General features: G+C 68.3%; 12 protein-coding genes. 7 read left to right on the top strand and 5 right to left on the bottom strand.

Annotated features, from left to right (window positions below):
• Positions 1–123 precede the first annotated feature (123 nt).
• Positions 124–510, top strand: a complete 387-nt coding sequence (locus ACYQOP_RS08615; RefSeq protein WP_056422339.1) for a hypothetical protein — start codon at positions 124–126, stop codon at positions 508–510.
• 247 nt (positions 511–757) lie between these two features.
• The gene (olsB, locus tag ACYQOP_RS08610) at positions 758–1,813 is read left to right on the top strand and encodes a l-ornithine N(alpha)-acyltransferase (protein ID WP_461222094.1); all 1,056 of its coding nucleotides are present in this window, start codon (positions 758–760) and stop codon (positions 1,811–1,813) included.
• Between the two features lie 53 nt (positions 1,814–1,866).
• On the opposite strand, the gene ACYQOP_RS08605 is transcribed toward olsB, so the two are convergent.
• Positions 1,867–3,672 carry a putative bifunctional diguanylate cyclase/phosphodiesterase gene (locus ACYQOP_RS08605; RefSeq protein ID WP_461222093.1) on the bottom strand — a complete coding sequence of 602 codons (1,806 nt, stop codon included), beginning with the start codon at positions 3,670–3,672 and terminating at the stop codon, positions 1,867–1,869.
• On the opposite strand from ACYQOP_RS08605, the gene ACYQOP_RS08600 reads away from it, so the two are divergent.
• A complete protein-coding gene (locus tag ACYQOP_RS08600) occupies positions 3,671–3,832 on the top strand; it encodes a hypothetical protein (protein ID WP_461222092.1) in 162 nt (53 codons plus the stop codon). The genes ACYQOP_RS08605 and ACYQOP_RS08600 overlap by 2 nt on opposite strands.
• A gap of 709 nt (positions 3,833–4,541) precedes the next feature.
• On the opposite strand, the gene ACYQOP_RS08595 is transcribed toward ACYQOP_RS08600, so the two are convergent.
• The 3 genes from ACYQOP_RS08595 to ACYQOP_RS08585 form a co-directional block, all read right to left on the bottom strand.
• Complete coding sequence (locus ACYQOP_RS08595) at positions 4,542–5,405, bottom strand: SDR family oxidoreductase (RefSeq protein WP_461222091.1); 864 nt, start codon at positions 5,403–5,405, stop codon at positions 4,542–4,544.
• Positions 5,402–6,532: a tRNA epoxyqueuosine(34) reductase QueG gene (gene queG / locus ACYQOP_RS08590; RefSeq protein ID WP_461225248.1), complete on the bottom strand. Its 1,131-nt coding sequence runs from the start codon at positions 6,530–6,532 to the stop codon at positions 5,402–5,404. Before queG ends, ACYQOP_RS08595 begins: the two co-directional genes overlap by 4 nt.
• A gap of 83 nt (positions 6,533–6,615) precedes the next feature.
• Positions 6,616–7,308, bottom strand: a complete 693-nt coding sequence (locus tag ACYQOP_RS08585; RefSeq protein ID WP_018041671.1) for a glutathione S-transferase family protein — start codon at positions 7,306–7,308, stop codon at positions 6,616–6,618.
• 206 nt (positions 7,309–7,514) lie between these two features.
• Here ACYQOP_RS08585 and ACYQOP_RS08580 point away from each other — a divergent pair, with 206 nt between their 5' ends.
• The 4 genes from ACYQOP_RS08580 (at position 7,515) to ACYQOP_RS08565 (ending at position 11,456) form a co-directional block, all read left to right on the top strand.
• A complete protein-coding gene (locus ACYQOP_RS08580) occupies positions 7,515–8,318 on the top strand; it encodes an undecaprenyl-diphosphate phosphatase (protein ID WP_056423249.1) in 804 nt (267 codons plus the stop codon).
• A gap of 240 nt (positions 8,319–8,558) precedes the next feature.
• Positions 8,559–10,430, top strand: coding sequence for a methylmalonyl-CoA mutase family protein (locus tag ACYQOP_RS08575; protein ID WP_461222090.1), 1,872 nt, complete (start codon positions 8,559–8,561; stop codon positions 10,428–10,430).
• 65 nt (positions 10,431–10,495) lie between these two features.
• Complete coding sequence (locus ACYQOP_RS08570) at positions 10,496–10,882, top strand: hypothetical protein (RefSeq protein WP_056422356.1); 387 nt, start codon at positions 10,496–10,498, stop codon at positions 10,880–10,882.
• 145 nt (positions 10,883–11,027) lie between these two features.
• Positions 11,028–11,456 (top strand): hypothetical protein, encoded by a 429-nt coding sequence (locus ACYQOP_RS08565; RefSeq protein ID WP_311275790.1) that lies wholly within the window; start codon positions 11,028–11,030, stop codon positions 11,454–11,456.
• A gap of 87 nt (positions 11,457–11,543) precedes the next feature.
• On the opposite strand, the gene ACYQOP_RS08560 is transcribed toward ACYQOP_RS08565, so the two are convergent.
• Positions 11,544–14,618 (bottom strand): N-6 DNA methylase, encoded by a 3,075-nt coding sequence (locus tag ACYQOP_RS08560; RefSeq protein WP_461222089.1) that lies wholly within the window; start codon positions 14,616–14,618, stop codon positions 11,544–11,546.
• Positions 14,619–14,791: the final 173 nt, after the last annotated feature.

The raw sequence follows: 14,791 nt of genomic DNA, 5'->3' as shown, positions 1-14,791 counted from the left end.
GCTGCGACCCTGGGGTTATGACGCCCGGGGGACGCATTTTCCAGCAGCACCGCACCCGGCGCTTGATTTCATCGCGGACAGACCAGATGGACTAGGCACACTCATGCGTTGGAGCATCGTTACATGGAAGAGTTGATCGCCCGCGTCACCACCAAGACCGGGCTCGACGCCGCGACGGCCCAGACGGCCATCGGCCACATCCTCGCCTTCCTGCAGAAGGAAGGCCCGGCCACCGAGGTCGCCCAGCTCTTCGCGGCGATGCCCGGTGCGGATGCGGCGGCGGCCCAGGCGAACGAGGGCGAGGGCGGCGGCGGCCTGATGGGCATGCTCGGCGGCATGATGGGCGGGGGCGTGATGGCCCTCGGCCAGAAGCTGATGGCGGCCGGCGTGCCCATGGGGCAGATGCAGCCCCTCGGCCGCGAACTCTTCGCCTTCGGACGCGAGAAGGCTGGCGAGGACGTGATGGGGCCGATCGTCGGTTCGATCCCCGGCCTGAACCAGTTCGTCTGAGACCGGTTCAGCTGGCCTCTCTTCCCCGGTGCCTGAGCCGGAGGAGAGGAGAATGGGAAAGGTTCGGCGGCTACCCATGGAAGGGTCGCCGGCGAACCATTCTGGCGCGACACTAACCGTCTCTGGATTCACGCAAAAGCCTGTCATAAAAGCGTTCGGGCTTCGTGGTGATGTGACCTCGCGGATATGAGGCTCCGGCGCTCCATCGGGAGCCGGCCTCGCGGGTCCGACAGAGCGGAATGGACTGATGGTCCCGAACTTCGCACGCGATGCCTCCACGGCGTGGCTCAATGGCTGGGAGGCGCATGTCCATGCCCCCATCGCCCGGTTCAAGCAGAAACGCCTTGAGGCGGGGCATGCGGGTTTCGCGGGCATTCCGGGATTTTCCGGCCTTCCCGGCTTCGGCGCCAGGGCGCTGGTTCCCCCCGGTGCGACGCCGATCCGGTTCAAGCCGCGCCTGAAGAAGCCCCTCGCCGCACCGGGGCTCGACCCGGTCCTCGGACGCATCGGCGATCTCGAAGTCCGCCTCGCCACCACCGTTTCCGAGATCCGCCGCGCCCAGCGCCTGCGCTACCAGGTGTTCTACCAGGAGATGTCGGCGGTGGCCTCCGGCATGTCGCTCCTATCCCGGCGGGACATCGACGATTACGACACGGTCTGCGACCATCTGCTGGTGATCGACCATGCGGCGACGGAGGCGAAACCCTTCCGGCGCCCGAGGCCGAAGGTAGTCGGCACCTACCGCCTGCTGCGCCAGGACGCCGCCGACCGCAATTTCGGCTTCTACACCGCCGGCGAATACGACATCGCACCGCTGCTGGCGGCCCATCCGGGCAAACGCTTCCTCGAGCTCGGCCGCTCCTGCGTGCTCAAACCCTACCGGACCAAGCGCACGGTGGAGCTGCTCTGGGCCGGGATCTGGGCCTATGTCCAGCACCACCGCATCGACGCGATGCTGGGCTGCGCCAGCCTGGAGGGGACCGACCCGGACAGGCTCGCCCTGGCGCTCAGCTTCCTCCACCACCATGCCCGCGCGCCCGAGCCCTGGTGCGCCAGGGCACTGCCCGGTCGCCATGTCGCTATGGACAGGCTGCCGCGCGAGGTGGTGGACCCGAAAGCCGCGCTCCAATCCCTGCCGCCGCTGATCAAGGGCTACCTGCGGGTGGGGGCCACCTTCGGCGACGGCGCGGTGATCGACCACCAGTTCGGCACCACGGACGTGTTCGTCGTCCTGCCGGTCTCTGCCATCGCCGCCCGCTATATCGGCCATTTCGGCCCGGCCGCGAACAAGCGCGCGGCCTGAGCCCCCCAGTAGGTTTACATCGCAGAACCGGGGGACACTTCTGCGAAACCTGCTTAGGCCGCCGCGCTCACGCGGCGGGATTTCAGATAGGCCGCGACCTCGTTGGCGGGGAGCGGCCGGCTGAACAGGAAACCCTGCACCTCGTCGCAGCCCTCGCTCCTGACGAGTTCGAGCTGCTCGGTCGTCTCGACGCCCTCGGCCACGATCCCCATGCCGAGCCGCTCGCCGAGGCCGACCACCGCGCGCACGATGGCCGCCGCGTCGGGCTCGGCGATATCCTTGATGAAGGCGCGGTCGATCTTGATCTTGTCGAAGGGAAACCGACGGAGATAGCTCAGCGACGAGTATCCGGTGCCGAAATCGTCCAGGGCGATCTTGACGCCCAGTGCCCGCAGGCGGTGCAACGTCGCCACGACGCCCTCCGGGTCCCGCATCAGCGCGCTCTCGGTCACTTCGAGTTTGAGCCGATCCGTCGACAGGCTCGCCCCGTCGAGGGCGCTCGACACCGAGCGCTCGAGGTCGTGCTGGAACTGCACCGTCGAGACGTTGACGGCGACGCGGATCTCGTCCGGCCACGTCATCGCCTCGCGGCACGCCTCCGCCAGGGCCCAGGCGCCGAGCGACACGATCAATCCCGTCTCTTCGGCCACCGGAATGAATTCGCCGGGCGAGATGAGCCCGCGCTCGGGGTGATGCCAGCGCATCAAAGCCTCGAAGCTCGTGACCCTGTCGGTCACGAGGTCGATGACCGGCTGATAGACGAGGAAGAAGTCCCCCCGCCGGATCGCCTCCTTCATGTCGAAGGCGAGAAGATGCCGCGAGGAATGGCGAGCGGCCAAGGCGGGCTCGAACAGCCGATAAGTATCACGCCCGGTCGTCTTGGCCTCGTAGAGCGCGATATCCGCCCGCCGGAGCAGGTCGTCGACGGTAATGGCCTCACTCGGCATCATCACGGCGCCGATGCCGACACCGATCTCGACCACCATGCCGTCGATCTCGATCGGCGCACCGAGCACCGCGATCACATGCCCGGCGACCGCATCCGCCTCGTCCGGCCCCGTCAGTCCCTCGAGCACGAGTGCGAACTCATCGCCACCGAGCCGCGCCACGGTGCCGCCGTCGCCCACCGCCTGGAGCAGGCGGTCCGCGACGATCCGGAGGAGACGGTCGCCGCCGCTATGGCCCAGCGTGTCGTTGACGGCCTTGAAGCCATCGAGATCGCAGGTGAGGACCGCGACGGTGGAGCGGCCCTCGCGGGGGCGCATCACGGCCCGGTCGAGATGGTGGCGAAGCAGGCGGCGGTTCGGCAGGCCCGTCAGGTCGTCATGCAGGGCCAGATACTCGGCCCGCGCCTCGGCTTCGTGGCGATGGGTGATGTCGATCTGGGTTCCGACCGCGCGCAGGGCCCGGCCCGCGAGGTCACGATCCACGACGCGACCGCGGGTCAGGACCCAGAACGACGTGCCGTCGCGGCAGACCACCCGATGCTCGCACTCGCAGGTGGAGGTGAGGCCTCTGACATGCTCGGCCATGGCGAGGGTCAGGCGCTCACGATCCCCCGCATGGACGATGTGATCCATCGGTTGGCGGGCCTCGGTGGCATCGACGGCGTAACCGAGCCGCGCCAGCCAGCGTTCGGACATCCAGATCGTCCCGTTGGCGAGGTTCCAATCCCAGATCCCCTCCACGCCGCTATCGAGGGCGAGCGCGAGACGCTCCTCGCCCAGCCGCCTTCTCTCCTCGCTCGCGCGCAAGGCCCGCACGGATCTCAACCAGCCCTTCAGGACGATGCGAGGGCCGGACCGTCCCGCATCCGCGCCGCAGAAGGCACGGCCGGGGAAATGAGTCCGGCGAGACATGTCCGTCTTCAGATTCCCGGTGGCGGGGCGGTCATCGGTTGCGCACGGTCGCATCCGCCAGACCATCGTTCGAAGCCACGCGGCCATCTTCAGCGGCGCCGCCATCGCTTCACTCACGCCCGGCAAGTCCGAGGCGGATGCAAGTCTGAGGCGGATGTGAGAATCGCCCGCACCCTTGCGGGGTGAACGAATTTCGCTCTGACCATGAACCGTGTGCCGCCACGACCCGCTTTCCATTCGATGGCAATACTTGCGCAAAACCGCCAGAATCAGCCGGTGCCCCTCATGCTTCAAGCATCGTTATGCGAAGAGCGCCTTAATGAGAAGTCAATGTGACCGTGAAATAGCGTACTTGACTTGCATTCAAATTGTCGCACCATATTTTAAGGCAAGTTTCTACAACAATATAAAAATCTACCGGTATAGATGTACTAGACGTGACTTTGCCTATGCGACACATTTATTATAAACCGATGTTAGTATGCAGAGGATGGGGCCAAAATTGATCGATGATCGGATCGCACACGGGTCCGATGAATCAAGACATGAATACTGCAATTCCATAGATCAGCGTGAATTCGAGTCGAGATGAATTCTTCCTCCTCAAATAGAGAAAGTCTTCGCAAGAAACCTAGCAGCCCGCATCGAATTTTTTTACAGCCCGATCCGAAAACCGGTCGCGCAAGAGAGATTCTTACGGTCGGGGCCCGATTAAAAATAAACTGAAATCATTCATTCCGCCGTAGATCATCCATGCCTGAGCAAAGAAGCAGTCGCGACAACAGACGCTTCGCTGCCATTCGGCTCCCTCCTGTGAGGGAAATGACCGAAATCTGCGTCGTCCTCGCGATGGGATATGTTCTCGAGCGTCACGCCCTGGCATCGGCCACCAGCGCGGCCAGGCCTTCGCGGTAGGTCGGATAGGCGAGATCGACGCCGAGCTCCTCGCGGATCAGGCGGTTCCGCACGCGCTTGTTCTCGCCGTAGAAGCTGCGCGCCATCGGGCTCAGATCCGCCGTCTCGAAATCGATCTCGGGCGGCAGCGGCAGGTTGGCGAGGCCGGCGGCGTATTCGGTCACCACTTGCGGCGGCGTCGGCTCGTCGTCGGTGACGTTGTAGACCGCCTGTGCCCTCGGCCTCTCGATGGAGGCGAGCAGGGTCGTGGCGATGTCGTCCACATGGATGCGGTTGAACACCTGACCCGGCTTGATGATGCGCTGCGACTTGCCCTCGCGCAGCTTCACGATGGGGTTGCGGCCCGGCCCGTAGATGCCGGACAGCCGAAACACCTGCACGGCCTTGCCGGTCTCCTGCCCGAAGGCGAGCCAGGCCTTCTCCACGGCGATGCGGCCATGCGAGCGCCCGCTCATGGGGTTGGGCGGCGTCGTCTCGTCGATCCAGGCACCCTGCTGGTCGCCGTAGATCCCGATCGTGGAGAGGTAACCGATCCAGCCGATCCGGCTGTCGGCGATGGCGTCCCGGTAGCGGGCCAGCACCGTGTCGCCGTCGCGGGACGGCGGTGCCGAAACCAGCAGCACGTCCGTATCGGCGAGGTCGCCCGCGATCCGCGCGTCGTCCGTCTCGGGGCCGAAGCCACGCAGGGCGACGCCGTCGAGGCCGGCGCCGGGCCGGGCAGGGTCGGTGACGGTGGCGCGGATCTCGCCGAACCGTCCCGCCGCGCGCTCGACGAAGCGGCGTGCCGTGAAGCCCAGACCGAAGACGAAGAGGTTCATGCAGACCTGTTTCCCGCGTGATCGAGTGCCGCGCGCCATTCGGCGCCGACCTCGGCATCGGTTTCGCCGATGGCGTGGCTGTTGAAAAGGCCGCGCATCGCCGCCGCGTCGGTGAGGCGGCTCGACGCCCAGACCGCCATGCCGCGCACCAGGGGCGACGGGTCGGAGAGACAGCGTTCGGCTTCTGGAGCGAGCGCCGGATCGTTGGAATTGCCGATGGCGATGAGGACGTTGCGCAGGAAGCGGTCGCGCCCCGTGCGCTTCACCGGGGTTCCGGCGAACCGCGCCCGGAAGGCCGCATCGTCGAGACGCGCCAGTTCGGCGAGGGGAGGTGCGGCGAGGTCGGCCCGCGCGCCGAGGCGCGCCTCCGAGGCGGCGGCGGCGAACTTGTTCCAAGGGCAGACGGCGAGGCAATCGTCGCAACCGAAGACGCGGTTGCCGATGGCCTCGCGGAATTCGGGCGCGATCGGCCCCTCGTGCTCGATGGTGAGGTAGGAGATGCAGCGCCGCGCATCGAGCTGGTAAGGGGCGGGGAACGCGGCGGTCGGGCAGATGTCGAGGCAGCGCCGGCACGAGCCGCAATGGTCGGCCTCGGGCGAGTCCGGCACGAGATCGGCGGAGGTGTAGATCGCCCCGAGCAGGAGCCAGTTGCCGTGCTCGCGCGAGATCAGGACCGTGTGCTTGCCCTGCCAGCCGAGGCCCGACGCGGCGGCGAGCGGCTTCTCCATCACCGGCGCGGTATCGACGAAGACCTTCACCCGCACGTCGCCCTTGGCGGAGAGGTAGCCGCCGAGCTCCTTCAGCTTGCCCTTCACCACATCGTGATAATCGCGGCGCTGGGCATAGGCCGCGATGGCGCCGCGATCCTTGAGGGCCAGCAGCGCAAGCGGATCGGCCTCGGGGCCATAATTCATGCCCAGCATCACGATGCTGCGAACGCCCGGCCAGAGAACCGCCGGATCGGCGCGCTGGTCGGCGCGCTCCCCCATCCACTCCATCTCGCCGTGATGCCCGGCGGCGAGCCAGGCCGGCAGCCGCTCGCGCAGGGCCGGCACCGCATCGGGGGTGGTCACCCGCACCGCGTCGAAGCCGAGATGCCGGGCGCGGGCCTCGAGCGCCTGCCTCAGGGCATCGCCGGAGAGAATTTTGCGCTGCTCACGGCGGCCGGCCGCCTGCTTGCCCTCTGCCCGGAACTGGCCCGAAGGGGCGTTCAGAAATCCAGGTCCGCGTAATGATCCGCCGGGGCCATGCCCGGCACCCGGTCCGCCAGCAGCGTCCGGAAGGAGGGGCGCGATTTCAGCCGCGCGTACCAGTCCCTCGCCGTCTCGTCCTCGTCCCATGGCACGTCGCCGAGATAATCCACGCAGGAGAGGTGGGCCGCGGCCGCGAGATCCGCATAGGTCAGATGGTCGCCGGCGATCCATTTCCGGCGGGACATCAGGTAGCCGATATACTTCATATGGTAGCGCACATTGGTGCGCGCCGCACGAATGGCATGCATGTCCGGCGGACCGCCGCCATTGGCGCTGGTCATGAAGCGCTTCGAGATCTTCTCGGTGACGAGATAGCCGGTCACCTCGGCATCGAACTTCACCAGGAACCAGTCGAGCAGGCGGCGGACCTCCACGCGATCGGCGGTGGCCTCCGGCAGCAGCCGGCGCCCGGACAGGCCGAGGCCGCGGGTCTCGTCCAGATACTCGGCGATGATGCCGGCCCCCGGCACGGCGAGCCCGGTCTCCTCCACCAGGACCGGCGTCGTCCCAGCCGGATTGATGAGGAGGAACGCCTCGCGCCGGTCCCAGACCCGCTCTTCCACGAGTGCGGGCTCCATGCCCATCTCGCTGAGCACGAGACGGATGAAGCGCGAATGCGGACAGAAGGGGGAGTGGTGAAGCGTCGCCATAGAGGCCGTTTCGAAGGGGATGGAACCGCGGGACGCGCCGTATCGAGACCGCCGGTGGGTGAGGGTCGCCAGTCGAGACTTATTGCCCGATCATTGCCGCCTCATTAACACGCTGGACATGTTCCGGTAACCGCTCGTCAACTCTGATCGCCGACACCGTCCGGCGACCCCGCGCTCCCACCCCACAACAACCGAGGCGAGACATGATGGATGCCATGAGCATCGTGAAGGCGGTCGTGCTCGCCGTCGTCGAAGGCGCCACCGAGTTCATTCCGGTCTCCTCCACCGGCCACCAGCTCCTGGTCGGCCACTTCATCGGCTTCCAATCGCCCAACAACACGTTCGAGGTGCTGATCCAGCTCGGCGCGATCCTGGCGATCCTGGCCGTCTATTTCCGCCGCCTCCTCGGAATCGCCGTGGCGTTTCCGAGCGATCCGAACGCGAGGCGCTTCGTCCTCGGCATCCTGCTGGCCTTTCTGCCGGCGGCGATCATCGGCGGCCTGTTCTCGAAAGCCATCAAGTTCTACCTGTTCAATCCCTGGATCGTCTGCGCCACCCTGGTGGCCGGCGGCCTCGTCCTCCTCGTCCTCGACGAGACCGACCTCGAGGTGAAGAAGCGCGACGTCTTCGACTTCACCCTGCCGATGGATTTCAAGATCGGCCTGTTCCAGTGCATCGCGATGATCCCCGGCGTGTCGCGCTCAGGCGCCACCATCGTCGGCGCGATGCTGATGGGAGCGGACAAGCGCTCGGCCACCGAGTTCTCGTTCTATCTCGCGATCCCGACCATGGCCGGCGCCTTCGCCAAGGACCTCCTCGACAATTACAAGAACCTCTCGCAGGACGATGCCGGGCTCATCGTCATCGGCTTCGTCGTGGCCTTCCTCTCGGCCTTCGTCGTGGTCCGCACCGTGCTCGACTACGTCTCCTCCCACGGCTTTCGGCTGTTCGCGTGGTGGCGCATCATCGTCGGCTCGCTCGGCTTCGCGGGGTTGATCCTGTTCGGCTGACGAACCCGCCTCGCGGCTCCGGACCCGCGCTCGTGCCGGGACCCCGGGGCCCAGGCTCGGGCAGCAGACTCGGGACGCAGCAGGTTAGGAACTTGGCTCCGACCTTCGTTTTTCTTTGAGTCCGCGCTGATTTCTTTGATGAGTCCGGCGTGTTGCCCGGCAGGCCTCGCCGTGCGAGGGCTGTCGCCGACAGCGTCCGGCCATGCGCGGCCGGCGGAAGCGTGCGCCAAGGCCCTGACGATGGACAATCGCCCCCTCGCCGACCTGTTCCCCACGCCCACCCGTGAGCGGTGGCTCGGCCTGGTCGAGGGCGTGCTCAAGGGCGGCGATTTCGAGAAGCGCCTGGTCTCGAAGACGGCGGACGGCATCCGGATCGAACCGCTCTACGAGCCCGCCGCTCCGGTGGCGCAGCCCATGCGCGCGCCCGGCCCCTGGCGCATCGCCCAGCGGGTGGACCACCCGGACGCGCAGGCCGCCCACGATCTCGCGATGGCCGATCTCGAAGGCGGCGCCGATGCGCTGAACCTCGTCTTCGCGGGCGCGGTCTCGGCGCGCGGCTTCGGCCTCGCCGTCGACGACGTCCCGGCCCTCGACACCGCCCTGTCGGGCGTGATGCTCTCCCTCATCGCGACGCGGCTCGATGCCGGCGGGCGCGGGCTGGAAGCCGCCCGTCTGGTCAAGACTTTGGCCGCGCACCGCAACGAGGATCTCGGCAGCCTCGACCTCGATCTCGGCCTCGACCCGATCGGGACGCTCGCCGCCACTGGCCGCCTCGACGCGACGCTCCCTGAGATCGGCGCGGCGGTCTCGGCGCTCCTGTCGGAGTTCGACGGAGCCGGCTTCACCGGCCGCGCGATGCTCGCCGACGGGCGCCCCTATCACGAGGCCGGGGCCAGCGAGGCGGCGGAACTCGCCGCCACCCTCGCCACGGCCGTCGCCTATCTGCGCATGCTGGAGGCCGGCGGGCACGACCTCGCCCGCGCCCGCGATGCCGTCGCCATCCTTCTCGTGGCCGATGCCGACGAGTTCCTGACCATCGCCAAGTTCCGCGCCATGCGCCGCCTCTGGGCGCGGGTGGAGGCCGCCTGCGGGCTCGACCCGAAGCCGCTGCGCCTGCATGCCGAGACCGCGTGGCGGATGATGAACCGGAACGACCCGTTCGTGAACATTCTGCGCACCGGCATGGCCGCTTGCTCGGCCGGGCTCGGCGGCGCCGATTCCGTCACCGTCATCCCCTATACCGCCTCGCTGGGCCTCGCCGACGCCTTCGCCCGGCGCGTCGCCCGCAACAGCCAGATCGTCCTAATCGAGGAATCCAACCTCGCCCGCGTGGCCGACCCGGCGGCAGGGGCCGGCGGGTTCGAGGCGCTCACCGAGGAACTCACCACCACGGCCTGGGCCGCCTTCCAGGCGATCGAGCAAGAGGGCGGCATCGTCGCCAGCCTGCAGGCCGGCGCGATCCAGGCCCGGATCGGCGAGACCCGCGCCACCCGCGCGAAGAACGTCGCCACGCGCCGCGAGCCGCTCACGGGGGCGAGCGAGTTCCCCTTCCTCGCCGAGAAGCCGGTGACGGTCCTCGACCTGCCGCCCTCCGATGTCGTGGCGCCCGCCTTCGCCCTCGGCGGGGCCGGGACGACCACCTGCGAGGCCCTGCCCTCCTTCCGCCTCGCCGAGCCCTACGAAGCCCTGCGCGACGCCTCCGACACCTATCTCGCCGAGACGGGGCGGCGCCCTCGGGTGTTCCTGGCCAATCTCGGGACGGTCGCCGTCTTCAACGCCCGCTCGACCTTCGCCGCCAACGCCTTCGCGGCCGGCGGCATCGAGGCGGTGAACGAAGAGGGTTTTTCGGAGAGCGACGCACTGGCCAGGGCTTTCGCCGTATCCGGCGCGCGCATCGCCTGCCTCTGCTCGTCGGACGCCCTCTACGCCACTCACGCCGTCGCGGCGGCCGAGGCTCTGAAGAAAGCGGGCGCGACGACCGTGTACCTCGCCGGCAAGCCCGGCGATCTCGCGGAGGGGCTCAAAGCCGCGGGGGTCGATGCCTATCTGCACGCGGGAGGTGATCTCCTCACGCTGCTTCAGGCCGCCTTGGGCGAAGCCACAGGAGCGTGAACCGCAACCGATACGCGATCAGGGACGTTCCCAGCCCCGATCACGTCCTTGCAGAACAGGCTACGATGCGACGCTTCCTCCTTGCCGCCGGCTCCCTCGCCCTCCTCACGACGTCCCTCGGGACCACCGAGGCGGCCACGCGGAAGGTCTCGGTGCCCAACCGCTACGACGGCGCGTGGAGCATCGAGGTCATCACCCAGGACGGCCCCTGCGACCGCGCCTACCGCTACGGCGTCCGGATCGCCAAGGGCGAGGCGAGTTATCCCGGCGGCGATTTCGACATCCGGGGGCGCGTCTCCGGCAACGGCTCCGTGCGGGCGACGATCATGCGCGGTTCCGACGGTGCCACCGTGGTCGGCCAGCTGGATCGCGGCGGCTACGGCAGCGGCACATGGACGAGCAACGGCGCGATCCGCTGCTCCGGCCGCTGGAACGCCGAGAAGCGGGGCTGATCCGGCCCCTGTGATCGGCCGGGCACAGTCGGCTCACGAAATCTCGCATCGCAGGTTTCGGGGCGCGCCATGCCCTGTTCCTGTCCAAGTCTTCGATGAATACTTGGGGCGAATCGATTTCGATCGACCTCGAGGTATGTGCGCGATGAAAGCTCGGCTGCTTGGCGCTCTCTTGACCCTTGTCGCGACGGCGGGTGCCGCGAACGCGGCGCCCCGCACACCCGGACACGCCCATGCGGCCATGGCGCCGCTTGAGCGCGCCGCCACGGATTGCTTCGCCGAGACGGTGATGGCCAACCCGGCTGCCATGCGGCACGCCCGGGCGGGGCGCTGGTACGAGGCGGCGGGAATCATCGGCTTCCTCTGCCGCCCCGAGGTGGATGCGATGATCCGCACCCATGACCGGCTCTTCGGCAACGGCACCGGCCAGCGCTATTTCAAGGCCGCCTATACCCGCCACCTCGGCGGCGAGCTCGCCATCCGCCTCCAGCCGATGCTGGAACGCACGGCGGTGGCGACCGCCGAACCGCCCGCCGACAGGACCGCCCCGGAAACCGGCGACAAGGCCCAGTAGCGGCCTCGAACCGAGCCTCGCCGGGTCCGGCTCACTCAGGCCTGTCCGCGCGACCGCGCGGCGGCGGTCGTCCGCCGGGCCTCGGTATCAGGCGTCGATGGTCTCCTCCTCGTCGCGGGCGGGAACGGCTTCGTCGTCCGGCAGGGCGAGGCGCGGATCAGGCCCGAGGAGCGTTTCCACCAGGGCGTCGATGCGGGCCGACACGCCTTCCTCCCGCAAGGCGTCCCGCACCAGGGCCCGCGCCTTCTGGAACGAGGCCCCCATGGGCAGCGCGACGGCGGCCGCCACCTCCTCCGCCACCGCGCCTTCCGCCGCCAGCCCGGCATGGACCGCCTCGCGCGGGTCGAAGCGGGGGATCGGAAGCGTGAACATCAGCTTGTCGAAGTCCCGCGCGCCCTGCTCACCCCGGCTCTGCAGATGGGCGATGCGGATGCGAGCCGCCTCGCTGTTGAGGATGGCGATAAGAAAGCGGGCTTCGTCCTCGGAAGGAATGTCCGCCCAGTAGAGTTTGTGGTCGATGATTCCCCGGCGATCCCTGACGATACAGGCCGCGGGCCATAATCCGGCCTTGGCGAAGACCACGCGAATGGGCGGCAGCGGAAATTGCGAGGACAATCCGCGTTGGAAATTCCATCGCTGCTTGAGGGTGATGCGTCCGGCGCTGTGTTGCGCCCAGCTTGCCTCGGCTTGTCGCATCCAGGCGCCGAGACGGTTCACACCAGGATCGCTCGCCTGTTTTGCGTCGAGAACATTCCCATCGGACGCCACGGGCACGATGCCCTCGAATGCGTTCAGAACGCGGAACGACGCGATGGATTCGCCCAGATAGACCGGCCGGACGTAACCGCTTTCGACCGCCCCCTGTTGAGCGGGCAGGTCTCGCCAAGGAACTTTCTCCTGTGGGGACCGCCTGCTTCGCAAGAGCGGCGCTGCGGCGTTGCCGCCGAGACGGCCGGACTGAACGCGATCCACCAAGCACAGCATGCGCGGAACGAGGGTCGCCCCTTGATGGAAGAGCGGGCGATAGGGCGAGCCCGCCTCGAAACTCGCCGCCACCGGCGCATCGGCCTGATCCTGCCGCAGGCAGCGATCCGCCACCTCCTCGGGTACGTCCTTGAAGGGAAGGCGCCCGGCGAAAGCCGTGACCCGCATGGGCGTCGGTCGGGCCTTCCCCGCCGTGACATCGGCGAACAGGACGCAGGTGGGAACCCTGAACAGGGGCGAGACAGCCTGATTGTCGAGAACCCAAGCGTCCGAGAACGCGACACGGACCTCGGTCCAGTCCCCGGTGCGGAAGGCGCGGAACTGGCCCCGGCTCATGGCGGCGAGCGGCAGCACCATGGCGACCCGCCCGCCCGGCCGGTCGCCCTCCGGCGGCCGGACATAGAGTTCCGCCGCACGTGCGAAGAACAGGCCCGACAGGTCGGTCTGCGTCACCAGCCGCGCCTCGTCGGGGCCGACCCAGATGCCGAGCCGTCGCGCGGTATCCCGGAACAGGGCCTGCAGGGCGGGCGCCATGTAGCGGTAGGACAGCCAGGGCGGGTTGCCGATGACGACATCGACCCTGGCGCCGTCCGAGAGCGCCACCGGGCGGCTGAGGTTGCGGGCGAAGAAGCCCCAGACATGGTCGCGCCCGGCCCGGCGCAGGCGGTCGTAGATCGTGAAGGTGGTGACGAGCGTCGCGTGCTGCTCCGCCGCGACGCCGAGCCCCGCGAGCCCGCGCGCGAAGGCGTCCGCCGTGCGGCCGGCCTCGCTGGCATCGTGCATGGCGGTGACGACGCGGTCGAACAGGGGCGGATCGGCACAGAGGCCGAGGGGAAAACGCAGGGTCGGCGCGCCTTTGCGGCCCTCGCGGGGGTCGCGCGGCACCTCGACCACGAGGTCGCTCTCGAACGCGTCGCGCTTCACGTTCCATTGCAGCGCATCGCCGAGATAGACCGGCAGGGAGATGTCGCCGCCTCGCCCCGGCAGGGCGTCGCCGAGCGCCAGCAAGTATGTGACGCGGGCGAAGATGACGGCCACCGGATGGACGTCCAGCCCCGTGACCGAGGCGCAGCAGCGCGACGCGATCTCGGTGAGGGGCACGCCCGCCGCGATCAGGGCCTCGCGCTTGAGGCGCACGGCGTGGAACAGGAAGCTGCCCGAGCCGCAGGCGGGATCGAGGCAGGTCTGCTCGGCCGGCCGGTCGAGAGCGCGCCGCACCACCTTCCGGGCGAGCCAGTCGGGGGTGTAGTACTCGCCGAGATCGTGGCGCTGCGCCGGATCGATGAGGGATTCGTAGAGCACCTTCAGAAGGTCGACATCGACGCTGCCGAGGTCGAACCGGGCGGCATGCGCGGCCAGGCTGGCGACGATGGCCTCCCCGCCCGGCGCCTGGATCACCCAGCCGAAGAAATCCGTCTCCACCGCGCCGTGGACCCCCGCCTCGTGGAAGGCGCGCCCCGACAGCAGATCCTCGGGCGAGCGCCCGGTGGCGCCCATGGTTCCGGCGGCGATCGCCTTGGCGAGGATGACCAGATAGGTGTGCTGGAGCCAGAGCGTGTCGTCGTCGATGGCCTTGCCGTAGACGAAGCCGAGATGGCGCGACCAGAGCTGCCGCTTCAGGACCGCCTCCGGGTCCGCCGCCAGCGCCTCCCAGGCCTTGGCGAGGAGGCCGAGGGTCCGCGCGAAGGCGGCGCTCTGGCGGCCGAGCTCGTTGGTGATCCCGGCCGCGTCCGCCGGCAGCCAGTCGAGGACGGCGATGACGCCTTCGAGCCAGGCGGTGAGGTCACGGGCATCCGCCAGCCTCACCTCGTGCTCGGTGAGCCGCACCAGGACGCCGTCCCGCATCTCGTAGGCGACGAAGCTGGCGCCGTCGGTGGCGAGCCCCACGTAACGCTGACCGGTGGCACCCTCGCGTTCGGGCAGGTAGCGGGTGAGCTGAGCCTCGGCCTCCTTGCCCTCCCGGCGCAGGTCGGACTTGATCTCGATGATCGTCCGGCCGAGCAGGGCATCGAGACGGCCCCTAACCTCAGGTATCTTTCTCTCGAAGAAGATCTGCTCGCTCTTGGCGCCCAGCGCCTCGGTCAGCAGGCGGTAGAGCAGCGCCCTGACCTTCTCATGTCCCGGACGGATCGAGAGTTCCGCGACGATCGCGCTCAGGGAATCACCGTCGATCGACATCCACGCCTCCTCAGGAGAGAAGAGCGGGTTAGTATACCTCAGGTTGTCCATCAAGGGTCGAGCGCACGATGCCTGTGGGGAGGCCGCCCTTGCCGAGGGGCGAAGAGCGAAGGGCGAACCGCGGAGAGGCCATCGAGGATGGCGAGGTGAACCTGGAGGAAACCCGTCGCGGG

The organism is Methylobacterium sp. CM6247 (assembly GCF_054817925.1).
Note: the sequence above shows the minus strand (reverse complement) of the source record. Positions and strands in the feature narration are given on the sequence as shown.

Bases quoted from the DNA above. Each gene is read 5' to 3' on its own strand.
- ACYQOP_RS08585 (WP_018041671.1), bottom strand. From the start codon at position 7,308: ATGGCGACGCTTCACCACTCCCCCTTCTGTCCGCATTCGCGCTTCATC.
- ACYQOP_RS08565 (WP_311275790.1), top strand. From the start codon at position 11,028: ATGAAAGCTCGGCTGCTTGGCGCTCTCTTGACCCTTGTCGCGACGGCG.
- ACYQOP_RS08570 (WP_056422356.1), top strand. From the start codon at position 10,496: ATGCGACGCTTCCTCCTTGCCGCCGGCTCCCTCGCCCTCCTCACGACG.
- ACYQOP_RS08575 (WP_461222090.1), top strand. From the start codon at position 8,559: ATGGACAATCGCCCCCTCGCCGACCTGTTCCCCACGCCCACCCGTGAG.
- ACYQOP_RS08615 (WP_056422339.1), top strand. From the start codon at position 124: ATGGAAGAGTTGATCGCCCGCGTCACCACCAAGACCGGGCTCGACGCC.
- ACYQOP_RS08595 (WP_461222091.1), bottom strand. From the start codon at position 5,405: ATGAACCTCTTCGTCTTCGGTCTGGGCTTCACGGCACGCCGCTTCGTC.
- ACYQOP_RS08580 (WP_056423249.1), top strand. From the start codon at position 7,515: ATGGATGCCATGAGCATCGTGAAGGCGGTCGTGCTCGCCGTCGTCGAA.
- olsB (WP_461222094.1), top strand. From the start codon at position 758: ATGGTCCCGAACTTCGCACGCGATGCCTCCACGGCGTGGCTCAATGGC.
- ACYQOP_RS08605 (WP_461222093.1), bottom strand. From the start codon at position 3,672: ATGTCTCGCCGGACTCATTTCCCCGGCCGTGCCTTCTGCGGCGCGGAT.
- ACYQOP_RS08560 (WP_461222089.1), bottom strand. From the start codon at position 14,618: ATGTCGATCGACGGTGATTCCCTGAGCGCGATCGTCGCGGAACTCTCG.
- ACYQOP_RS08600 (WP_461222092.1), top strand. From the start codon at position 3,671: ATGTCCGTCTTCAGATTCCCGGTGGCGGGGCGGTCATCGGTTGCGCAC.